Source organism: Dyella kyungheensis (assembly GCF_016905005.1).
In the GTDB taxonomy this organism is placed as follows: Bacteria; Pseudomonadota; Gammaproteobacteria; order Xanthomonadales; family Rhodanobacteraceae; genus Dyella; species Dyella kyungheensis.
On record NZ_JADIKC010000003.1, the window covers coordinates 1,077,200 to 1,099,373 of the forward strand.

At 62.2% G+C, this 22,174-nt stretch carries 14 protein-coding genes, 1 pseudogene and 1 CRISPR repeat array; of the genes and pseudogenes, 11 read left to right on the plus strand and 4 right to left on the minus strand.

The window, feature by feature from the left end:
- Window positions 1–42 precede the first annotated feature (42 nt).
- Together ISP20_RS09580 and ISP20_RS09585 are read left to right on the plus strand one after the other, a co-directional pair.
- Window positions 43–3,432: a GH92 family glycosyl hydrolase gene (locus ISP20_RS09580; protein WP_239535469.1), complete on the plus strand. Its 3,390-nt coding sequence runs from the start codon at window positions 43–45 to the stop codon at window positions 3,430–3,432.
- A gap of 165 nt (window positions 3,433–3,597) precedes the next feature.
- Window positions 3,598–6,423 carry a TonB-dependent receptor domain-containing protein gene (locus tag ISP20_RS09585; protein ID WP_204635795.1) on the plus strand — a complete coding sequence of 942 codons (2,826 nt, stop codon included), beginning with the start codon at window positions 3,598–3,600 and terminating at the stop codon, window positions 6,421–6,423.
- Window positions 6,424–7,463: 1,040 nt separating this feature from the next.
- Here ISP20_RS09585 and ISP20_RS09590 read toward each other — a convergent pair.
- Complete coding sequence (locus ISP20_RS09590; RefSeq protein ID WP_204635796.1) at window positions 7,464–9,413, minus strand: hypothetical protein; 1,950 nt, start codon at window positions 9,411–9,413, stop codon at window positions 7,464–7,466.
- On the opposite strand from ISP20_RS09590, the gene ISP20_RS09595 reads away from it, so the two are divergent.
- Window positions 9,412–9,780, plus strand: a complete 369-nt coding sequence (locus ISP20_RS09595; protein ID WP_204635797.1) for a hypothetical protein — start codon at window positions 9,412–9,414, stop codon at window positions 9,778–9,780. The genes ISP20_RS09590 and ISP20_RS09595 overlap by 2 nt on opposite strands.
- A 133-nt stretch (window positions 9,781–9,913) precedes the next feature.
- Here the strand turns inward: ISP20_RS09595 and ISP20_RS09600 are convergent, their stop codons facing one another.
- Window positions 9,914–10,723: a class I SAM-dependent methyltransferase gene (locus ISP20_RS09600; protein WP_204635798.1), complete on the minus strand. Its 810-nt coding sequence runs from the start codon at window positions 10,721–10,723 to the stop codon at window positions 9,914–9,916.
- Between the two features lie 648 nt (window positions 10,724–11,371).
- Here ISP20_RS09600 and ISP20_RS09605 point away from each other — a divergent pair.
- From ISP20_RS09605 to ISP20_RS09620, 4 genes are all read left to right on the plus strand, one after another.
- A complete protein-coding gene (locus tag ISP20_RS09605; RefSeq protein WP_204635799.1) occupies window positions 11,372–11,959 on the plus strand; it encodes a fimbrial protein in 588 nt (195 codons plus the stop codon).
- Window positions 11,960–12,046: 87 nt separating this feature from the next.
- Window positions 12,047–12,796 (plus strand): fimbrial biogenesis chaperone, encoded by a 750-nt coding sequence (locus ISP20_RS09610; RefSeq protein ID WP_204635800.1) that lies wholly within the window; start codon window positions 12,047–12,049, stop codon window positions 12,794–12,796.
- Between the two features lie 174 nt (window positions 12,797–12,970).
- Entirely contained in the window at window positions 12,971–15,802 is a 2,832-nt protein-coding gene (locus ISP20_RS09615; protein WP_239535471.1) for a fimbria/pilus outer membrane usher protein, read from the plus strand.
- 34 nt (window positions 15,803–15,836) lie between these two features.
- Window positions 15,837–16,985 carry a fimbrial protein gene (locus ISP20_RS09620; RefSeq protein WP_204635801.1) on the plus strand — a complete coding sequence of 383 codons (1,149 nt, stop codon included), beginning with the start codon at window positions 15,837–15,839 and terminating at the stop codon, window positions 16,983–16,985.
- Between the two features lie 481 nt (window positions 16,986–17,466).
- Here the strand turns inward: ISP20_RS09620 and ISP20_RS09625 are convergent, their stop codons facing one another.
- A complete protein-coding gene (locus ISP20_RS09625) occupies window positions 17,467–18,162 on the minus strand; it encodes a transposase (protein WP_239535473.1) in 696 nt (231 codons plus the stop codon).
- A gap of 411 nt (window positions 18,163–18,573) precedes the next feature.
- Here ISP20_RS09625 and ISP20_RS09630 point away from each other — a divergent pair, with 411 nt between their 5' ends.
- The gene (locus ISP20_RS09630) at window positions 18,574–18,918 is read left to right on the plus strand and encodes a hypothetical protein (protein ID WP_204635802.1); all 345 of its coding nucleotides are present in this window, start codon (window positions 18,574–18,576) and stop codon (window positions 18,916–18,918) included.
- Between the two features lie 139 nt (window positions 18,919–19,057).
- A complete protein-coding gene (locus tag ISP20_RS09635; protein ID WP_204635803.1) occupies window positions 19,058–19,372 on the plus strand; it encodes a HigA family addiction module antitoxin in 315 nt (104 codons plus the stop codon).
- A gap of 161 nt (window positions 19,373–19,533) precedes the next feature.
- Window positions 19,534–19,746: a CRISPR direct-repeat array (repeat unit 23 nt; unit sequence CTAATTGTCCCTGGCACCATTTC).
- Between the two features lie 28 nt (window positions 19,747–19,774).
- On the opposite strand, the pseudogene ISP20_RS09640 reads toward ISP20_RS09635, so the two are convergent.
- A pseudogene (locus ISP20_RS09640) lies at window positions 19,775–20,212 on the minus strand (PA2171 family ribosome-binding persister protein); the annotation flags it as partial.
- Between the two features lie 364 nt (window positions 20,213–20,576).
- On the opposite strand from ISP20_RS09640, the gene ISP20_RS09645 reads away from it, so the two are divergent.
- Both ISP20_RS09645 and ISP20_RS09650 read left to right on the plus strand, forming a co-directional pair.
- A complete protein-coding gene (locus ISP20_RS09645; RefSeq protein ID WP_204635805.1) occupies window positions 20,577–21,266 on the plus strand; it encodes an extensin family protein in 690 nt (229 codons plus the stop codon).
- A gap of 106 nt (window positions 21,267–21,372) precedes the next feature.
- A complete protein-coding gene (locus tag ISP20_RS09650) occupies window positions 21,373–22,161 on the plus strand; it encodes a mechanosensitive ion channel family protein (protein ID WP_204635806.1) in 789 nt (262 codons plus the stop codon).
- The last annotated feature ends 13 nt before the right edge of the window (window positions 22,162–22,174 follow it).

The window sequence follows — 22,174 nt, forward strand, 5'->3', positions numbered from 1 at the left end:
AATCGGTCACACTTGGGCGAGCTAACGATGCGGAGCGTACGAATGAAGCAGCAGTCGTCAATCCATGGCCATGCGACGCGCAACCTGCGTCGACGCCTGATGTGCCTCTCGGTCGCACTGAGTCTTGCGGCGGTCGCGCATGCAGCGACCACGCCCGCCCAAGGTTTTTTCACCTCGTTTGAAACGGGCGATGCCCAACCCCTATCGGCCAGCGTCAAAGGCTGGCGCACGAGTGTGGTGTCCGGCCCCGGCAAGGAGGAATCCCTCACCTCCAAGCCGGGTGTCGGTTTTACCGGCACCCGCAGCCTGCGCTATGACGCCGATGCGGTGAGCGATGCGCAGGCGCGCCGCACCGTGTTGTATCGCACCAAGCAGCCGGTGACGGCGGCATCGCATCTCTCCTACGTGCTGCTTCCGGCGGATGCTTCCGGGGACGCGCGCGGCTTCGCGCAATTCGTGGCGGTCGACCTGGTGTTCACGGACGGCACGCGGCTCTCTTCGCTCGATGCGTTCGATCAGCACCATGTGCGCGCCACGGCGCAGGCACAGGGCGGTGCCCGCGTGCTGCACGACAACCAGTGGAACGCCATCGACATCGACGTGGGCGCGGTGGCTGCAGGCAAGACGCTGGCAGCCATCGAGCTGGTCGAGAACGCACCCAAGGGCACCGAGGCGTTCCGCGGCTATCTCGATGACCTGCGCTTTGCCGATGCGCCGGTGGCGGCGGAGGCTTCGCCGAACCAGTACGTCGATACGCGTCGCGGCAGCAACGCCAACGCGCACTTCTCGCGCGGCAACAATTTCCCCGCCGTGGCGATGCCGCACGGTTTCAATTTCTGGACGCCGACCACCCAGGCCGGTTCCGACTGGATCTACCAGTACCAGGATCGCAACGGACCGGATAACCATCCGCGCATCCAGGCGTTCGCGCTGAGCCACGAGCCCAGCCCGTGGATGGGCGACCGGCAGACCTTCCAGGTGATGCCGGCCGCCGTGGCCAGCGGTGCGCCACCGCTCGACCGCGATGCACGCTCGCTGGGCTTTACCCACGATCACGAAACGGCGCGTGCGGACCTCTATCAGGTGACGTTCGACAACGGCATGAGTACGGCGATCACGCCCACCAGTCACGCCGCCATGATGCGCTTCGGCTTCAAGGGCGACCGCTCGCAGCTGGTGTTCGACAACCGCAACGACAAGGGCGGTATCGAACTCGATCCGCAGCACAACAGCATCAGCGGTTATTCCGATGTGGCCAGTCACTTGTCCACCGGCGCAACGCGCTTGTTCTTCTTCGCCACGTTCGATCAACCCGTGACCGAGAGCGGTCGCCTGAGCGGGCAGGGTCGCGATCATGTCGCGGCCTGGTTCGGCTTCGACACGCATACCGAAAAGACCGTGACGATGCGCATCGCCACCTCGCTGATCAGCGTGGAGCAGGCCAAGCGCAATCTGTCGCAGGAGATCGCCGCCGACGACACCTTCGACAGCGTGCAGGCGCGCGCCGCCAGTCGCTGGAACGAGATGCTTGGCCGCATCGAGATTCCCGGTGCCAGCGCGGGCGACAAGGTGACGCTGTATTCCAACCTTTATCGCCTGTTCCTGTATCCGAACGAAGCCTACGAAAACGTCGGCACCACGCAGCAGCCCGATTATCGCTATGCGAGCCCGTTCTCGGCGGCCACCGGCAGCAACACGCCGACGCAGACCGGCGCGCGCATCGTGGCCGGCAAGCCGTACGTCAACAACGGCCTGTGGGATACCTACCGCACGGCGTGGCCGGCGTATGCCTTGCTGACGCCCAAGCAGGCCGGCGAGATGATCGACGGCTTCGTGCAGCAGTATCGCGACGGTGGCTGGATCGCCCGCTGGTCGTCGCCGGGCTATGCCGACCTGATGGTGGGCACCAGCGCCGACGTCGCCTTCGCCGATGCCTGGAACAAGGGCATCCACAACTTCGACGTGCACTCGTTCTATCAGGCTGCATTGAAGGATGCGACGGTGGTCAGCGAGATTCCCGGCGCCGGTCGCAAGGGCATCGAGCGCTCGGTGTTCAAGGGTTATATCGACAACAGCACCGACGAAGGGCTGTCGTGGTCGATGGCCGGTTACCTCAACGACTTCGGCATCGGCGAACTGGCGCAGACGCTGGCCGCCGGGCATGAAGCGAACGATCCGTATGCTTCGCACTATGCCGACGACGCGCGCTACTTCCACAGCCGCTCGTTGAACTTCGTGAACCTGTTCGACAAGGCGGTCGGCTTCTTCGTGGGCCGCAAGCCGGACGGTTCGTGGCGCATCGATGCCGGGCATTTCGATCCGAAGGCCTGGGGCGGCGACTACACCGAAACCAACGCCTGGAACATGACCTTCGACGGCGTGCAGGACGGGCAGGGGCTGGCCAATCTCTATGGCGGCCTCGACGGTCTGGCCAAGAAGCTCGACGCGTTCTTCGATGCCGGCACCGATTTCAACGTGGGCGAGTATGGCGGCATCATCCACGAGATGCTCGAAGCGCGCGATGTGCGTATGGGCCAGTACGGCCACAGCAACCAGCCGTCGCACCACATCCTTTACATGTACGACCTGGTCGGCCAGCCGTGGAAGACGCAGGACAAGGTGCGCGATGCGGTGTCGCGCCTGTATGTGGGCAGCGAGATCGGCCAGGGCTATCCCGGCGACGAGGACAACGGCGAGATGTCCGGGTGGTGGGTGTTCAGTGCGGCCGGTTTCTATCCGCTGCGCATGGGCACGCCGACGTATGCCATCGGCGCACCGTATTTCCCGCACATGATCATTCACCTGGACAACGGCAAGACCATCGACATCCGTGCGCCGCAGGTGAGCGACACGAACCGTTACATCCAGAGCGTGACGCTCAACGGCAAGCCGTATGACCGCAGCTGGCTGGCGCATACGGATCTGGCCAACGGCGCGGTGCTCGACTTCAGCATGGGTGCCGCTCCCTCCAAGTGGGGCAGCGCCGCTGATGCGCGACTGCCGTCGCAGACCACGGGCAGCGGCGCGCCGGCGCCGCTGGTCGATCTGGCGGACAGCCAGGGCGCGCACGTGGTGGTGGCGGGCGACGATGCCGCGGCGCATGCGCTGAGCGACAACACCTCCGACACCGAGGCGACGTTCAAGGGCACCGTGCAGCTGGATCTCGCGCAGCCGCAACAGGTCAGCATGTACACGCTGACCTCGTCGGCGAAGCCGGGTCACGATCCGAAACGCTGGACGTTCGAGGGGTCGAGCGACGGTGTGCATTGGGTGAGTCTGGATGAGCGCCGCGATGAGGCATTTCCATGGCGGCGCCAGACGCGCGCCTTTGGCGTGGCGCATCCGGGGAATTACACGCATTACCGTTGGCGAGGGGCGCAAGGGGTGGCGTTGTCTGAAGTGGAGTGGCTGGGTTTAGCGCCCACGCCTTGAGTTGATTCGTAGGGAAACAGTAGGGCTGCAGAAGCTTGGCTTCTGCGGCATGGGGGAGTTTTGCGTCTTCGTTTTACCGCCGGCTGTCGACGGGCGGCGAAGAAGCGTCATGGCACGTCCGCCGCAAGGCGGCGATTGAGCACATTCCGGGGAGAACCGTTGTTCATGAAAACCACTGTTGCAAGTGCATTTGCAGTAAGCCTGTTGGCCCTGTCGATTGGACAGGCGTTGGCAGGTGAGATCGACGTCGCATCGCCCGCGCCGCCGGCGCCCGCCGTAGCGGCGCAGGACAACAGCACGCCGCCGGCGGACGCCGCCACGGATGAGAAAACCGCCAAGGCCAAAAAGCTCCAGGCGGTCACCGTGACCGGCTCGCTGATTCCGCGCGCGCAGATCGAAGGACCGTCGCCCGTCACCACCATCACTTCCAAGGACATCGACCAGCAGGGCTTCACCGATACGTTCGATGCACTGCGTTCGCTGCCGATTGCCAACGGTTCCGTGCAGGACCCGCAATTCACCGGCGGCTACACGCCCGGCGCCAAGACGGTCAGCCTGTTCGGCCTCAATCCCAGCTTCACGCTCACCCTGCTCAACGGCCGTCCGATGGCGAGCTATCCGCTCGCGTACAACGGCAACAACAACATCACCGACATCGCCAATATTCCGGTGGGCCTGATCGACCATATCGACGTGCTGACCGGCGGCCAGTCGTCGATCTACGGTTCGGCGGCCATCGCGGGCGTGGTCAACATCGTGATGAAGGATCACATCGACGGCACGCACGTCGCCTTCCGCTACGGCGACTACAGCGACGGCGGCGGCGCCAGCAAGCGCCTGCAGTTGAGTTCGGGCCACCAGTGGGGCGATTTCGAACTGAGCGGCGGCCTGCAGTTGTCGCAGGAGAATCCGATCTGGGCGTACCAGCGCAGCTATATCGATTCCTACAACGACGATCCGACCGGCAAGCCCGGCGTGCCGTCGCGTACCTTCCTGCGCCTGGCCGAAGGCGACAATCCGCACTACATCGATCCGGGCGCGGCCACCTGCGCGCCGCTGAGTTACCTGTATAACGGCACCACCGCGTACAGCTACCGCGCCGGCTCCGGCCTGGGCTACTACTGCGGCAGTCCGAACAACGTGAGCTATGCCACGCTGGCCAACAAGAGCACCGATGCGAACGGCTCGTTGTTTGCGCGCTATCACCTCAACGACAGCGCCGAGTTGTATGCGGACATGCTGTACAGCTTCAGCAACCCGACCTACAACGGCGGCAGCCCGTTCTGGAACAAGACCTTCTACGACCAGACCAGCGGCCAGTACGAGGAATGGCAGCGTATCTACGCGCCTGAAGAAGTGGGCTCGGACGCGCAGGACCAGCACGTGTTCACCCGCACCTACAACGTGAGCCTCGGCGTGCGCGGCAGCATCGGCAATTCGAGCTGGAACTACGACGGTTACTACAACCGTTCGCAGTCCAATGTGACGCGCAAGTCCACCGACTTCCTCGCCGCCAACGGCATCGACGACTACTACCTCGGGCCGCAGCTGGGTACCTCGGAAGGTTATCCTGTTTTTGCGCCGAATTTAGATCGATTGTATCAACCGCTGACGCGTGCCGAGTACGATCAGTTCACCGCGCCCAACATCTCCCACTCGATGGCCTGGACGCAGAACGAGACGCTCACCGCCAACACCACCTCGCTGTTCTCGCTGCCCGCGGGCGACGTGGGCTTCGCCGCCATCGTGCAGAACAGCAACGAGCGTTTCGACAACAGCTCGGCCAGTCCGGCGGCCGCCGAAGGCTACTATCGCGGCGTGACCGGCAGCACCACCGCATCGGGCAAGCGCAGCCAGTACGCGTTCGGCGGCGAGATGCGCATTCCGCTGCTGGAATCGCTGGTCGCCAACGTGTCCTCGCGCTACGACAAATACAGCTACGCGGGCACGGGCAACGGCAAGGCCACCTATAAGCTCGGCCTGGAATACCGCCCGATCGACACGCTGCTGTTGCGCGGCAGCTACGCCACCGCCTTCCGCGCGCCCGACATGTTCTATCTGTTCTCCTCGCGCAGCAGCGGCTATTCGCAGTCGACCGATTACTACAAGTGTCGCCAGGAGGGTTACAACTCGCAGAACTACGGCGACTGCGCGCAGTCGGGCACGTCGATGCTCGGCGTTTCTTCGGGCAACACCAACCTGAAGGACATCACGGCCAAGTCGTTCACCTATGGCTTTGTGTGGTCGACCGCGGACAACAACCTCAGCTGGTCGGTGGATTACAACGCCATTCGTATCTCCAACGAAGTGGTGACCTTGAGCAGCGACGAGATCCTGCAGCAGGAGGCCAACTGCCGCCTGGGCACGTCCGAGAACGGCCAGACTTCGTTCGATATCAACTCGCCGACCTGCCGCGAAGTGCTGGGTGAAGTGAAGCGCCTGCCGTCCACCGATCCGGTGAATCCGGGTGGCATATCGGAAGTGGATACCTATCCGATCAACGTGGCCACGGAATACCAGACCGGCATCCAGTCCAGCTTGAACTATCACTTCAAGACGTCCTCGTTCGGCAGCTTCCTGTTCAGCCTGGACTACTACGACGAGCTCAAGCACACCTATCAGGAAAAGGCCGGCGATCCGGTGACCAACTACCTGTGCTGCGCCAACTCCGACGAGTTCAAGAGCAGGGTCAGCGGCACCGCCACCTGGAACATCGGCAAGTGGAGCAGCACGCTGTACGGCATCCGCAACGGCCGTTCCTGGAACTCCATCGGCACCGAGAAGGACATCGGCCCGTGGATCACCTTCAACGGCAGCGTGAACTACAAGGTCCTGCCGAGGACGACGGTCTCGCTGGTGGTCAACAACATCGCCAACAAGCGCCCGCCCACCGACACGACCAACGGCAATTGGCCGTACTACGACGTGACCCTGTACAACGCGCTGGGTCGCTCGGTGTATCTCGAAGTGGGGTATGACTTCGGCAAGTGATGAAGGGGGCACGGTGCGAAGGGATGATTCGCACCGTGTTTTTTTTGACCGTCATCGCGGCGCTAGTTAAAGGTGAACGCAGTGCCCGCACGCTTTCTGTGGGAGCGCACTTGTGCGCGACAAGCCACGCAGGGATGTCCCGCTCCGTAGGCTTGTCGCGCACAAGTGCGCTCCCACAGTAGTTCTGCACACCAATGCACATCACTTCTCCCTCTCCCCACCGGGGTGACGGGTGGGTGCTCGCGGGAACGTCTGCGCCTTTCTGTGGGAGCGCACTTGTGCGCGACAAGTCACGCTGGGATGTACCGCTCCGTAGGTTTGTCGCGCACAGGGTGCGCTCCTACAGTAGTTCTGCACACCAATGCACATCGCTTCTCCCTCTCCCCACCGGGAGGAGGGGCGGGTGCTCGCGGTAACGTCTGCGTCTTTCTGTGGGAGCGCACTTGTGCGCGACGAGTCACGCTGGGATGTATCGCTCCGCAGGCTTGTCGCGCACAAGTGCGCTCCCACAGTAGTTCTTCACACCAATGCACATCGCTTCGCCCTCTCCCCACCGGGGTGTGGGGCGGGTGCTCGCGGGAACATGTGCGCTTTCTGTAGGAGCGCACCCTGTGCGCGACCGCCACGCTGGGATGTATCGCTCCGTAGGCTTGTCGCGCACAAGTGCGCTCCCACAGTAGTTCTTCACACCAATGCACATCACTTCTCCCTCTCCCCACCGGGAGGAGGGGCGGGTGCTCGCGGTAACGTCTGCGTCTTTCTGTGGGAGCGCACTTGTGCGCGACGAGTCACGCTGGGATGTATCGCTCCGTAGGCTTGTCGCGCACAAGTGCGCTCCCACAGTAGTTCTGCACACCAATGCACATCACTTCGCCCTCTCCCCACCGGGGTGAGGGGCGGGTGCTCGCGGGAACGTCTGCACCCTTGTGTAGGAGCGCACCCTGTGCGCGACCGCCACGCTGTGATGTATCGCTCCGTAGGTTTGTCGCGCACAGGGTGCGCTCCTACAGTGAATATTTACTCGGGGGAGCGGGTTGGGGTCAGTGGTTGCCTGCAGCCACCCTCGCTGCGCCTCTCCCAGCCCATGCCATGCGCAGGTCGCTTCGGTTCTCGGCGAAGTCGGCGTCGGGTGGGGTGGTGCCGGCCCAGTGGGCGCTGCCTGCTTGCCATGCGTTGAGCAGGGGTTGTGTCAGTGCGCCTCCTGCGCGCCAGCTGCGGGCGCAATGGCGGCAGCCGTCGGCGTAGCGTTGTTCGCGGAAAGCCACGTCGGCCAGCAGGTTGAGCGATTCGGCGTCGTCGGGTGCCACGATCACTTCCAGGCAGCGTGCGTACACGCGGCGATCGTTGGTTGCGTTTGCCTCATCCGACGTCAGCAGTGCTTCGAGCACCACGCGCAGCGCGGGCAGCATCAGCGAGGGCGAGGAGGTCAGCGGGCCAGCCCATGACAGTACCTGCCGACACAGGGCGGCAACGCCGGACGCCGGCACATGCCGCGCCTGGGCCATCGCCAGCTGCGCCGCCTGCAGGCGCAGGCGCGGATGTTGTCCGAGGTGGGGAAGCACGGCCGATTCAGCGTGCCGGATCATGTCCAGGCCGACGTTGCTCGGCCGTTCGTGCTCGCGATCCAGCACGAATCCCGCCAGCGCGTACGCGTGCGTGCTGCCGCCTTCATCGTGCTGGCGCAGCCGCTCAAGCGTTTCCTCCGCCTCGACGTAGCGTGCCTGTGCGGCATCGCCGGCATGCAGCTTTGCCATCGCGCACAGCAGTTCCACCCATGCGGCCAGCACGCCCGGTTCGTTCTCGTGCTGCATGGCTTCGGCATCGGCGGCGTACAACTCGCGATAGCGCAGACGGCGTGCGGTGATATTGCGGCACGCGTACTGGGTCAGCAGCAAGTCGTTGCGCAACAGCGCTTCTCGCCACATCGGCGTGTCCGCATCCCGCGTCGACAGCGATTCCACCGCCAGTGCGCGTGCTTCCTCCAGGCGCTGCACGGTGCGCTGGCGATCCAGGCCAGGCACCGTGATCATCAGCAGCTCGTGGAGCATCGGGGCGGTGCGGTAGTCGTTCGAAATGCCCAGAAGCCGCGCGCGGCGAAGGGCCTTCTCCGACATCTCCAACAGAAGCAGATCAAGCGAGGGCCCAAGCAGAACGCGATGATGGCCGACCTCGCCGAGCAAAGCCTGCGGCACGGCCGTGTCGATGCGTTCGGCCGCCAGTCGACCCAGTTGCACGATGCTCGCATCGAGCATGCGGGCGCGCTCGAATTCTTCCGGCTCGTTGTTTGCCCGCGCCAGCCACAGGCGGCCCAGTTGTTCCACCAGGGCGAGGTTGTGCGGCTGTTGCGCCAACTGGGCCTGCAGAAGCTCAGCCTGATCTTCGACCTGGCTCGCGCGGTCGGTGGCAGCCGATGTCTCGGTCGGCATGTAAACCGCATCGCTACGCTGAACTTCGTCACCTTCAAGCGGGCCCGCGCTGCTGCGCACCTCCGAAGGCCTGAGCTTCCAGTCCGCCGACGGCCGCAGCAGGCGCTCCAGGGATCCCAACAGATCCGTGGCCTCGTCGTCGAAACGAACGCGCAATCCAACCGGCGCGTCATGCAGCGGTTCGAACGCCAGCTTCGGCTGAAACGACTTGCCGATGTAGGCAATGCCGGGCAGGGAGCGTGCGTTGAAGGTCTGCACGGACGGCAACGGCGGCTGCGATGCCGGCGATACCTCACCGCTCTCCTTCGATGGCACGTCCGCCACGTCGGGCAAAGCGGAAACCACCGGTACCTCGTCGGCGTCCGCTTGCATCCCCGGCGCCTGCAACAGCGAAAGGTCGGGAGTGGGCTCATGCGACAGCAGGCGAATCGCCGATGGGCGTTGCCTGGCTTGCTCGCGGCGCAGCTGTGCGCGGGTACGCCATACGCCCAGGGCGTGACCCAGGATCAAGCCGGCCGTCGCGCCCAGTCCAAAAAGTAGTATCCAGGGGAACGACACGTGCATGGACGAGATCTCGATGAAGGGCGACGACGATGGCGATGACGATGGGGAAGACGCGCAACACGCCGGTTCCATGGCAGCGGCCATGGCCCTCGACGAGAGGCCGCTCGCGTTGGCAGCGATGGATCCCGGCAAGCGTTCCAACAGGCGCTGCTCGGTCTGCCCATCGATGCGTTGTGACAGCTTCAACGTCGACGCGCTGATATCGACAACGGTGACGGTGTTGCGTTTGGTCGGCGCACTGGCGCTGCGATGGGCGTCGGAGGATGCGCTATCCGCTGGAGGACGCCCGGAGAGCTGCTGGGCGTTTTGTACGGCCTCCTCGATGACAGCCGGACTGATCACGAGGTCGTCGGGCGGCGGCGCCTGAAGTTTCGCCTCATGCCAGCCACAGGCGCTGACGCCCGCGCAAATGACAACCGCCAGGGCTGCGTGGAGACGCAGACCTGGCGGCAGGGTGTCGAGGCGTTTCAGCAGGCCATCCATAGCCAAAGCACCGCCTCTTAGAGTTCCGGAAGATGCCCGAAGTCGGCTGACCTGCTCTTGTGCACGGCGATCACGTTCTGGCTGACCGAGCCCGGGAAGATATTCGTCTTGCTGCCCAGGAAATTGTCGGCGTTGTGCAGGTAGGGCAGGTGCGACCAGCAACGATAGCCGCGTGCCTTCAGTGCGGCGATTTCCTTGATCGCCAGTTCCGCCGACGACAGGCGGAAGTAGATCGCCGGCATCTGGTTGGAGATCACGGCGTCGCCGCCGGCAAGTACCGACAACAGCGCACCACGCGGGTTGATTTTCAGCAGGTTCAGCTCACCCAGTCGCAGGCTGTCCAGCTCGATCTGGCGAACGGCCTCGGCAGGGCGGCCGTCGCTTGCCTCGGACACGGTCTCGCTGGCGCTGTCACCCAGGCTGGCGTGGATCGGATGCACATTGCGCACCTGGTTGAGCGCCAAGGTGGAGCAAAGCGCGATGTGCTCCAGGCGATCGGGCTCCACCGCATACACGGTGCCGTGCGGACCCACCATTCTGGACAGCCACAGCGTATGCGCACCCAGCTCAGCGCCGTACTCCAGCACCACCTGACCCTCTTCGAGCAGCACGCCCACCAGGTCCAGCTCCTGCTCCACCCATTCGCCATAGGCGCCGAGCGACTGCGTCAGCTGCTTTTCGGAAGCGTCGGCCAGCACGATGCCGTAGCGCGACTGCCACACGGGCGGCAGACTGGCGGGTGCGGATTTTCGAACGGAAGGGTTGCTCGTTGCGATGGGCGCAGCCGGAAGCGCGATGTCTTCTTCCGGCAGGGAGGTCTCTTGCATGGTTTTTCTCACGAGGTTGTTGGGAACGGCGCGAAAGCGTTGCTGCGTCTTCCATCCACTATGAGAAGCGTGGCCAGACGCGACACGGCACGATGAACAGGCAGTCTGCGAGAGCGGATCGGGGAGTTCAATCGGACGTTTCTCAATCTCGTTCGGTCGCGCGCCCGGACTGACATGTCGTCACCGCAAGCGTGCGTGGATCAAAAGCGGCGTTTACGCGGAACGCGACAAACGGACGAAAAAAGGTCGCGCCTATCCGAAGAGACGTAAGGCGAATCTCAATTGTTCCACCGATACCCGCCTTCAGTGTCGAAAGGAAGTCGTCGCAGTGCGCATCATCGTCCGCGTCGTCGAGCAGCTAAGCGCCTGCCATGCATCGCGTTGAACCTGAAAAGCACGTGATCGCAGCGACGTCATGCGCGACGAAAAAGTCGACGCCTCGAACGTCTTTAACACCAAGACAACTTTGAGAGCCATCTCATTCCGATCCGCCAAGCGACTCTGGAAGATATGCAACGTCAGCGAGAGGCAATCTTTTGCTGGCGAAGCGCCTTACCCATTGGTGGGTTATTCGGATCGAGAGGCGAGTGGGAAAAATTTCCAGCTGATCCCCGGAAGGCCATTTTAAATTCTCAAGGACTAACTCAAATGAAGAAGACTCTTTTCTCCGCCGTTCTGGCCGCCACCTTTGGTCTGGTTGCTTTCTCGAACGCTGCCGCCGCTTCTGACGGCCAGATCACCTTCACCGGCGAAATCATCGACGGTACCTGCGTTGTGACCGGTGGTACCGGCACCGACGGCGCTGCCAAGAACATCACAGTCAAGCTTGACAAGATCCAGGCAAGCGCCCTGGCTACCGCCGAGCAGACCGCTGGCGATCATCCGTTCTCGCTGGTCGTTTCCGGTGGCGCCAGCGGCACCTGTGCCGATGGCAGCAAGGTGAGCCTGCACTTTGACGGCACCGCCGCCACCACGCTCGGTGCGAGCCTGGTCAATTCGACCACCGGTCGTCTGAAGAACCTCTCGGGCACCGGTCAGGCCACCAACGTCGAAGTTGGCGTGCTGGATAGCGCTGGCGCCAAGGTCAACATGTGGACCAACGCCGGCTCGCCGATCGCCACGGTTGCCAGCGGCTCGGCCACGCTGAACTACGTCGCGCAGTACGTGGCCACGGGCGGCGCCGCCACCCCGGGTCTCGTGAACACTGCCGTGATGTATTCGGTGCAGTACAACTAATCCATCGCGATTAGTGCGTTACCGGCGAGGCCGTTTTACGGCCTCGCCACCCCTCATTCTTCGAACCATGTTGTGTTGAGAAATGCCATGAATAAGTTCACTCGTGTCTCCTGTGCGCTCGCCCTCGTTTTTGGTGGGTTTGGTAGCGCCTACGCAGGTATCCAGATCAATGGTACGCGCGTGATCTATCCGGCAGATCAACGTGAAGTCACGCTCAGCATGGTTAACAACAGCGCTGACCCCGTCTTGTTGCAGTCGTGGGTCGACGACGGCGACATGAAGTCTACGCCGGAAACAAGCAAGTCGCCTTTCCTGCTCACGCCGCCGATGTCGCGCGTAGACCCAAGCAAAGGCCAAACCATTCGCATCATGTTTACCGGTAACGCTGCGAGCCTCCCGCAAGATCGCGAAAGCGTCTTCTGGCTCAATGTGCTGGAAATTCCACCCAAGCCAAAGGCGAGCGCGGATGCGGATTCCAGCAACTATCTGCAGTTTGCCATCCGCTCGCGCATGAAGATTTTCTACCGCCCCAAGGGCCTGCCTGGCAATGCTTTCGATGCTATCGATCAGGTGACGTGGCGCATCGTGCCGAAGGGCGATGGCTTTGTCGCCGAGTGCACGAACCCCAGCGCGTACAACGTCAATGTTGGTTCGGTGGTGGCCAAGGGTTCGTCGGTGCCTCAGACCATCGAGTCCAAGGGTGGCATGTGCCCCGCCAAGGGATCGACCACGCTTCCGGTCAACGGTGATCTGAACGCCGCAGCGGGAAAGCTCACTGTCCAGGTCATCAACGACTTCGGTGGTTTCGACCCGCACGACGTGTCTTTCACTCGATAGCGCTCACGCGCGGGGGCCGCCTTTAGAGCGCGGCCCGAGCAAGCAATCACGTTTTCCTCCGCTTTTGCAGAAGTGCCCGCTGACGGGCGCTCAAAAGTTTTTCGGCCAGAAACTGGCCGTAGCCCATGGTTCCGGTGAGCGCGATGCCCACCGCTAATCACCGGATAACATCTCATGCCTACACGACGCAGCGATATGGAAGTAGCCCACAGCCACGACGGGACAAACCTGCAGCGCAAGCAGTTGGCCATGCTGGTAGCAGTTTCGCTCGGTTTGATTCCCAGTCTCGGCTGGAGCGCCGCAGGTCCGGCCGCTGGGCCGGCTGCGATCGATCCGGCAGCAGGTGCCATTGAATTCAATAATGCCTTCACCGCTGGCTCCAAGAGCGTCGACGTTTCTCGCTTCGAGCGAGGAAACCCGATCTTGCCCGGCGTCTATCGTCTGGATCTTTACGTCAACGACATCCGTATGGCGGTCGAGGACATCAAGTTTGTCGCCGTTGAAGGCAGCGATGTGGCTCGGCCGTGCTTCACGTACGACACCTTGCTCCACATGGGCGTCGATGGCAGCAAACTTGATCAGGCCGTGGTTAACCCCGGCAACGCTTGCATCGACATCGGCAGCGTGAGCGCCGACGCGCGCGCTGCGGCGGACATGGGCGCTTTGCGTTTGGACGTGTCCCTTCCGCAGGCCTCGATGAATCGTCGTGCACGTGGCTACGTCAACCCGAAGATGTGGGATGAGGGCGAAACCGCGTTCGTCGCCAGCTACAATTTCAACGCCTATTCCAGCAACACAAGCTATGCCAATTCGCGCGCCAACGGTGCGGGTACGGCGCTTGGCGCCGACGGTTCGCTGGTGACGGTGCAGAACGCCAACACCTATGCGCTGGATCCTGATGGCGCTTACCGGCCCAACGCCAACGGCAACTATATGTTGTCCACCGGCGGCAGTTATGTGCCGGTAAACAAGGACAGCTTCTCGGCGCGCAGCGGAAACCGCAGCAGCAGCGATATCAACGCATATTTGGGCCTCAATCTTGGCCTGAACGTGGGTGGCTGGCGTCTGCGCAGCCAGGAATCCGTTACCTGGGATCAGAGCACCGGTCGCACGCGCTACAACAATGTCAACACCACCGCTTCGCACGACATCGATCTGTGGAAGGCGCAGCTCACCCTCGGTGACAGTTACACCCAGGGTGTCATCTTCGATTCGACATCCTTCCGCGGCCTCACTATTTATAGTGACGACCGCATGCTGCCTGATTCGCAACAGGGTTACGCCCCCACGGTGCGCGGTGTTGCCAATACGCAGGCGCGCGTCGAAGTCCGCCAGAATGGCAACTTGTTGTACGAAACCACGGTGGCGCCGGGTCCCTTCGTTATCAACGACCTGTACGCCACCGGCTATGGCGGCGACATCACGGTAATCGTGAACGAAGCGGATGGCAGCATCCACACGTTTGTGGTGCCGTTCGCAGCGGTGCCCATGTTGTTGCGCCCCGGCATCGGGCGCTGGGCCGTCACCAACGGTCAGGTGCGCAATGACTCGCTGGTCAACGGCAAGCCCTACTTTGTCGAAGGTACGTATCAGCGCGGCATCAACAACTGGTTGACCCTGTACGGCGGCGTGCAGTCGACCTATCGCGCTCTCTACAAGAGCTACCTGGTCGGTGCGGCGGTCAACACGCAGGCCGGCGCGTTTGGTGTGGACATCACCAACTCGCACACCAGCTTTGCCGGCGCCAACCAGAATCTGTCGGGCTATAGCGCACGCCTTTCCTATGCGAAGAATGTTCCTACCTACGGCACCACCTTTGCGGTAGCCGCGTATCGCTACTCCAACGCCAATTACTTGTCCTTGCAAGATGCCGTGCAGGGACAAGATACGCTGACTAGCTACCGCAGCAGCGATATCAACGTGGGTGCGCCCTATCGCAACAAGCAGCGCCTGCAGGTGACCCTGAGCCAGGATTTCGGTGGCTCCAGGGGCAGCATGTATCTCGCCGGTTCGCGGGCCACCTACTGGAACGATGCCAACAGCGCCACCACCTACCAGGTCGGCTATAGCAATAGCTGGCGCGACATCAACTACAGTCTCAGCGGCAGTCGTACGTACTCGTCCAGCTCCATCTACGCGGGAAGCCGCTACGACAACCAGTTCGGCATCAGTGTCATCATTCCGCTTGGCGCGCCGGGACGTAACCGTCCCAGCCTCATGCTGTCGACAACGCACGATGATTATTCCGGCAATAACGACCGTGCCAGCGTCAGCGGTAGCTTTGGCGATCGCAGCCAGTACAACTACAACGCCAGCGCTTCTTACAGCGATCAGTTTGCAAGTCAGACCACCACCAGTGCGAGCCTCGGTTGGCAGGCGGCCTATGGGAGCCTCAGCGCCAACTACTCGTATGCCAATCGCTACCAGCAAGCTGGCGTCAGCGCCTCCGGCGGCGTGGTGGTGCACCCTGGCGGCGTAACCCTGGCACCGTCGTTGAGCCCGGACAGCCCCATAGCGATCATCGAAGCGCCGGATGCCAAGGGCGCCGCCATCAGCAGTAACGGCCAATCCAAGATTGATGGCCGCGGCTACGCTGTGGCCACCGGTCTTATGCCGTACCGCATGAACGACGTGACGCTCGATCCGCTCGGCACGTCGATGGATGTGGAGCTGCAGACCACGCGTGTGCAAACGGCACCGCGTGCCGGTTCGGTAATCCCATTGAAGTTCGACACCGTGTCCGGACGCGCCGTGCTCGTTCATGCCACGCAGGAGAACGGCCAGATGCTGCCTTTCGGCGCCGATGTGCTCAATGCCGATGGCCAGAGTGTGGGCACCGTGGGCCAGGGCGGGCAGCTGTTTGTTCGCGGTGCGGAAGACGGCGGCACGTTGTTGGTGCGTTGGGGCGACGACGAACGCACGCAGCAGTGCAAGGTGAGCTACCAGCTACCCGATCGCGTCAAGGGACAGGACGCACTCACGACAGTAGACGCGCAGTGTCATTAACCCAATGCACCGCACAAGGGCAAGCGAGAATGTGATGAACAAAAATATTGACGAATTCGCCACGGCGGATGGGAACACCGAAATGAAGATGGAACAATGCGCCGCACCTGGCGCTCGCCGGTCGGCAAAACGTATCGGAGCGCTTGCGCTGTTTGCACTGGCGACGCTTGTGGCGCCTCTGCACGCCTGGGCTACTTGCACGGTATCCGCTGCCCTTAATGGCCCAGCGCTTGTTCCCAATTACAGAATCTATGAGTTTCCCGGGTTTACCCTCAACGTCACGGCTGCTCAGATCGCGGGTGCGATTGGCACACCGATAGGCCCGCCGATAACGATGAGTATCGGTAATCCGGGCCTGAGGACATATTGGAAATGCACCTCGGGCAGCGGCACGGTATTTCGTGGTTCGGCGGATACCCGCACGGCTCCTACCGACATCGTCTATCCGACGACCATCCCGGGTATCGGATACAAGATTACGTCGGGCGTGCCGCCCCCGTACTACCCCGTCACTATTGGTAGCATCAGTCAATCAATTACCTACGCCGATGCCTATATTCAGTTCTACAAGACCGCGAACACCGTGGGCAGCGGCAGCTTCAGCGGATACCCGATTACCGCGGCGGATGGTTCGACGGTAAGCAATACCGTGGCTGGCGCCTGGTCCGAGGGCTACCAGACCTTGGTCTTGGTGTTCAAGATGACGGGTGCCATCAACATTATTGTCAACAACCCGGCCTGTACCGTCACTGCGCCGAATCCTATCCCGGTACCCATGGGGACGGCTGGCGTCAGTACTTTCAGTGGCATTGGCACCACCTCGACGATACCCAAAGCCAGTTTCAATATTACTTTGCATTGCAGCGCGGGCGATCCAGGCACGAGCACTCCAGTTTCCGTTGGCCTGACGGATTTGAATAATCCCACCAACACCAGCGATCTTCTGCCGTTGGATCCTTCATCGAGCGCCAGTGGCGTAGCCATCCGAGTCTACAACGGTGCGAACGCGGTGCATTTTGGCCCCGCCGATTCGAGCAACCCCAATAAATGGGCTGTCACGACGATGCAGGCAAGCGGCGGCGATATCGCTATTCCCCTGACCGCGGCCTATGTGCAGACGGACTCTACGATCAACGCGGGCACCGTCAAAGCCTATGCCACTTTTACTATGACGTATCAATAGTCAAAGCGGCACTCAGTAGAAAAAGCGCACTGCTAGCGGTGCGCTTTTTTTGGTGCCATGAAGGTTTGTAGGAACGGTGACGAAGAAGCGCTGGCGATCTTCATCGGGGCGCACCGCAAACGATTGTTTTCTCGCTGAGAAGATTGGTGCCAGGGACAATTACCGAAGAAGATTGGTGCTGGGACCGGGAAATGGTGCCCGGGAAATGGTGCCAGGGACAATCGGGAAATGGTGCCAGGGACAATTAACGGCGGCTTTTCTAAATGGTGCCGGGGACAATTAACCAGCTGGGCGACCTGCGGGGCGCACTGCGGCGAAGCGCCCAGTCCGTTCCTCCACCCACGAGCGAAATCGGTCGGTTCCGAGCGCCTTCTGCTGGTGTAGATAGCTGCGAATCTCCGCGACAAGATGATCGGGAAGCGCTTCATCGAAGAGCGCGCGGTAATTGGCGGCACGCGACTGGAAATGGTGCCAGGGACAATTAACCAGTCGGGCGACCTGCGGGGCGCACTGCGGCGAAGCGCCCAGTCCGTTCCTCCACCCACGAGCGAAATCGGTCGGTTCCAAGCGCCTTCTGCTGATGTAGATAGCTGCGAATCTCCGCGACAAGATGATCGGGAAGCGCTTCATCGAAGAGCGCGCGGTAATTGGCGGCACGCGTGGAGGCATCCGGACCAAGCGCGAGGTATTCCGAGTGCGGTGTGAGCAGTGTGTCCGCACACCCGTCGGCATTGGCGCCATGGCTTGACCAGGGGTAGTCGCTTGGATGCGCCACCATCCATGCGCGCACAGGGTTGAGTTCGATATAGCGGCTACATGCCAGGAAGTAGCGATCCGAATCCACCAGGCAGGCCTTATAGCGGCCTTCCCACAGTGTTCCTGTGCGCCCATGGCGGTCGTTGAAGTAACTCGCGAAATTGCGCCCGAACGCATGCATCAATCGCGATATCGCACCTGGCTCACCCGGCGTAAGCAAAAGATGGGTGTGATTGCTCATCAACACGTAGGCATGCAGTCGACAACCAAAACGTGGCAGGGACCGTCGCAAAAACTGAAGATAGCGCTGCCGATCGTCGTCGTCGAGAAAGCATGGCAGTCGGTTGTTTCCCCGCTGCACGACGTGCTGCGGAATGTCGGCAATATCGTGACGCGGAGGGCGAGCCATGCTCGAAAGCATGGCCTACCAGGGGGCCTGTAACGATAGGGGCGAGCTTCAGTTTGCCATCATCCGAGGAGGCAACGCGGTGTCAGACGTCCCGCAGAATTTGTCTCGGACAGGGGAGATCGCCCGTAAATTATCCATGGCCCATCTCCTGAAATTGTCCACCGGTAATTGTCCCTGGCACCATTTCTCACCGACATTCGATCGGTCCGGCGCCGTCACATACCGCCTCACCCAGGCGGACACCCATCTCACCGATCCCCGACAGACGCTCCCAACCCCGCTTGTTACGGTCACCTAGTCACTCGCGCTGTCGCGTTGCACGCCATCGCGAATGACCATGACTCCCAAGTCATGAGGCGCGAGCCGTGAGTGCTACCAACACCCACGACCCGCTAACCATCAACAACTTCTTAGGAGTTGATCATGGCTATCCACGATCATACGGTACGTATTCGCTCGTCCGTTCCCCCTGACGACATCCTCACTCCTGCGCCTGATGACCCGTCATCCACAGCGGTGGCATGGCCCGAAACCCTGCGTCACAGCACTCGCGGTGATATCGCCCTGGCGGTGCTCGCCCTCACGCGCCTGCGTCTCGACAGCGAGCAGTGCCGCCACGCGCAAGCGCGGGGATTCCCCGGCAGGCCACTGCTATGGCCGCTTCCCGTGGCCGTCACAGCCAGCCTGGGCACGGCGATCCACTGTCTGCAGCAGTACGCCCGCCTGCTCGGTGAAGAGCCTCGAGTGAACACCACACGCCTCCGATGATCGCCATTGCAGCGCATCGGCCGGCAGGGCGATGCGCCGCACTCGGGTGATCACCGACGAAGCTATTAAGCATTCACTGACACGGAGCGCTGTAAGCGCCTATCCGCTGCGCGGCCGTGTCCGACAGGGAGGAATACCCGTGGAACTGATCCAGCTCACCCCGCATTCGGAAGTGGACCCCTCGCAACCGCTGCGAGCCCCCGGCGACATCCTGCTGCACGCCTACCTGATCCCGCACGCACTCAACCCCGCCCAACTCGCCCGTCGCACTGGCATACCCGCCGACCACATCAAAGCCTTCATCGCCGACACCCACCCCATCACTCCCAAGACCGCGCTGCGCCTTTCCCTCATCTTCGACACCACCGCCTTTTATTGGCTGGCACCTCAAGCGCGGTACGATCTGGAGAGGGCGAAGCCTGCGATCCGCGCCTATCGTCCGCTCGTTGATTGAGTGAGTTGGGGGGTAAATTGTCCCTGGCACCATTTCGAAGGGGGTTAATTGCCCCCGGCAAATTGTCCCTGGCACCATTTCGCAAGTTCGATACGATCTGGAGAGGGCGAAGCCTGCGATCCGCGCCTATCGTCCACTCGTTGATTGAGCGAGTTAGGGGGTTAATTGTCCCTGGCACCATTTCGAAGGGGGTTAATTGCCCCCGGCAAATTGTCCCTGGCACCATTTCGCACCATTTCGCAGCAGGGGGGCTAATTGTCCCTGGCACCATTTCGGGGCAAATTGTCCCTGGCACCATTTCGGTTAATTGTCCCTGGCACCATTTCCCTAATTGTCCCTGGCACCATTTCCCTAATTGTCCCTGGCACCATTTCCCTTTCGCTGCTTGCCTTGTGCAAGCAGCTCCTTTTTCCGTTCCGCCATGCTCTCGCCCAGCGACTGCAGCGTGGCCTTGTCGAGTAGTTGCTTCGCCTGCTTGAACAGGTCGCCTTCCTCTTCTTCGATATGGTGCTCGATGAGTTCCTTGAGCACTTTCGCGCGGCCCGAGAATTTCTCGGAGTTGGGCTCGGTCTTGAATAGGTCGGGCAGCACCAGGTCTTCCGCGGCGCGGTGTTCTTCCAGCGCCTCGTAGTACATCTTCTCTTGCTCCTTGCCGCCCGCTTCGCGGTAGGCCGGATAGAAGATCTCTTCCTCGATGGTGGTGTGCGCGTGCAGCTTGTGCTGGATGGTGTCGATCAGCTCCGCGCGTCGCTTCACCGCGCGAGACGTCGTTTCCGACAGCTCCTCAAGAAGGTCCTTGACCTCTTTGTGGTCGGATTTCAGTAATTGGATGGCGTCCATGATGCGGCCCTTGGCTGAGTTGGTCGCTACATCGTGCGACAAGGCGCGTGAGGCCACGGGCGCAAGGGCGAGAAGCTGCCGTCAATGCGGGGTTCGCCGTTTAGGCTGCAACGGTGGCAGTCCGGCCGAGAAAAGTTAGGCCAGGCGCTAACGGGCGACCGCGACGGACGTGGTTATTCCATGGGTCGTCCGTCTCTTTTGCGGCCCGAGCAGCCGCCAGCTCGCGCACATCGATGTGATGCCTCCGTCATCATCGGTGAGCTATATCACCGGCCACGCGTGTGGCGGGCGCGGCGGGTGAGGGCGGTCTTGATCGCATGGGACATCGCGCGCGTGCACTGGATGCGGGTGATCGGGAGCGACGGTGCGTTATCTGGCATGGACATTCGCATTGATCGTGCTGGTGGCCGCTGCGGTGCTCGCGGCGGGTTGGCGTCCGCCTTATCACTACAACCCCTGGGCTGCGCTCGATCTGCGCGCCGAGCCGGATTGGCTGACGCGCTTTCGCCTGTATCGGTTGGCTCGGGCGCCAGACCAATGCCTCGCTGCGTTGGAGCGCAGCGGTGCGTCATTCACATCCGTACCCGACAAGCAGGCGCCGGATGGATGCGGATGGCAGCATGGCGTGATGCTCCGGAGCACGGGCGTGGCCCGGCTTGAGCGACCGACCGTGGTGACCTGTCCATTGGCCGCATCGCTGGTGATGCTGGACTTGCATGTGCTCCAGCCCAGCGCACAGGCGGCGTTTGGCAGCGGCGTCAGCACCATCGAGCACGTGGGCAGCTATAACTGCCGCGCCGTCAAAGGCGACGACGGCAGTGCGCTGAGCAGCCATGCGCAGGCGCGCGCCATCGACGTCACCGGCTTTCGCCTGAAGAACGGCGATGACATCACCGTGGCGCGCGATTGGCGGCGCCCGCCGGCTGGGCCGTTCCTGCGCGACGCGCAAGCTCAGGCGTGCTCCTATTTCGGCATCGTGCTCGGGCCTGATTACAACGCTGCCCATGCGGGGCATTTTCATATGCAGGCGGGCAGCGCCGGATGGTGCCGATAAACGCGTCGCAATATTTCCCGTGAGGGCGCTCGCGACAATCGCATGAGTCGATATTGACGGTGGAAAAACTATTAATGGCGCCCTCAAAAGAAGGAGGGCGTGAGCCATGCATCAACTATGGACTGTGACCGGGTTGACGCCGGCCATGCTTACCACCTGGGCCGTGCGCCTCGCCTGCGCGCTGCTGGTGGCGCTGATCGGGTGGTGGCTGGCGCGATGGTTGGGCCGCGCCTCGTCACGCGTACTGCAGCATGAGCACACCGATCCCATCCTTGCGGGATTTCTGCGCAATATCACCTTTACCGCGGTGCTGGTGCTGGTGCTGGTCGAATCGCTGGAGATTGTCGGCATCCCCTCCACCTCGCTGTTGGCGGCGGTGGGTGCGGCAGGATTGGCGATTGGCCTGGCGCTCAACTCGTCGTTGTCGCATATCGCGTGGGGCGTGATCCTGGTGGTATTCCGGCCATTTCGCGTGGGCGACACGGTGACCTTGAACGGTATCGATGGCACCGTCGAGTCGCTCAACCTCATGCATACGCACATGCGGACCGCGGACAATCGGGAAGTGGTGATCCCCAACGGCACGGTGGGCGGCAACCCGATCTACAACGCCAGCCTCACGGGTCAGCACCCGTTCGATTATCGCTTCGCGCTGCCTTTCAACATCGACCTGGACAAGACGATTGCGCTTATCGACGGGGTACTTCGCCGCCGCACCGATCTGCCTGGCGATGCGCCTCCCATGGTCGATGTGGTGGGTTTTTCCGCCAATGGCGTCGTGGTGTCCGTGCACGGTGCGCTGACGGCCAGGACGTCGCCGCGGTTGCAGCATGAAGTGCTCAGTGCCGTGCAGCAGGCACTCCACGGCGAAGGCGTGGTCCCGGTAGCGGTTTAGCCTTGAACTCAAT

What these genes read in the sequence shown, in the direction of transcription:
- ISP20_RS09580 (WP_239535469.1), top strand. Translation starts at nt 43, where the DNA reads ATGAAGCAGCAGTCGTCAATCCATGGCCATGCGACGCGCAACCTGCGT.
- ISP20_RS09585 (WP_204635795.1), top strand. Translation starts at nt 3,598, where the DNA reads ATGAAAACCACTGTTGCAAGTGCATTTGCAGTAAGCCTGTTGGCCCTG.
- ISP20_RS09595 (WP_204635797.1), top strand. Translation starts at nt 9,412, where the DNA reads ATGGACGAGATCTCGATGAAGGGCGACGACGATGGCGATGACGATGGG.
- ISP20_RS09590 (WP_204635796.1), bottom strand. Translation starts at nt 9,413, where the DNA reads ATGCACGTGTCGTTCCCCTGGATACTACTTTTTGGACTGGGCGCGACG.
- ISP20_RS09600 (WP_204635798.1), bottom strand. Translation starts at nt 10,723, where the DNA reads ATGCAAGAGACCTCCCTGCCGGAAGAAGACATCGCGCTTCCGGCTGCG.
- ISP20_RS09605 (WP_204635799.1), top strand. Translation starts at nt 11,372, where the DNA reads ATGAAGAAGACTCTTTTCTCCGCCGTTCTGGCCGCCACCTTTGGTCTG.
- ISP20_RS09610 (WP_204635800.1), top strand. Translation starts at nt 12,047, where the DNA reads ATGAATAAGTTCACTCGTGTCTCCTGTGCGCTCGCCCTCGTTTTTGGT.
- ISP20_RS09615 (WP_239535471.1), top strand. Translation starts at nt 12,971, where the DNA reads ATGCCTACACGACGCAGCGATATGGAAGTAGCCCACAGCCACGACGGG.
- ISP20_RS09620 (WP_204635801.1), top strand. Translation starts at nt 15,837, where the DNA reads ATGAACAAAAATATTGACGAATTCGCCACGGCGGATGGGAACACCGAA.
- ISP20_RS09625 (WP_239535473.1), bottom strand. Translation starts at nt 18,162, where the DNA reads ATGCTTTCGAGCATGGCTCGCCCTCCGCGTCACGATATTGCCGACATT.
- ISP20_RS09630 (WP_204635802.1), top strand. Translation starts at nt 18,574, where the DNA reads ATGGCTATCCACGATCATACGGTACGTATTCGCTCGTCCGTTCCCCCT.
- ISP20_RS09650 (WP_204635806.1), top strand. Translation starts at nt 21,373, where the DNA reads ATGCATCAACTATGGACTGTGACCGGGTTGACGCCGGCCATGCTTACC.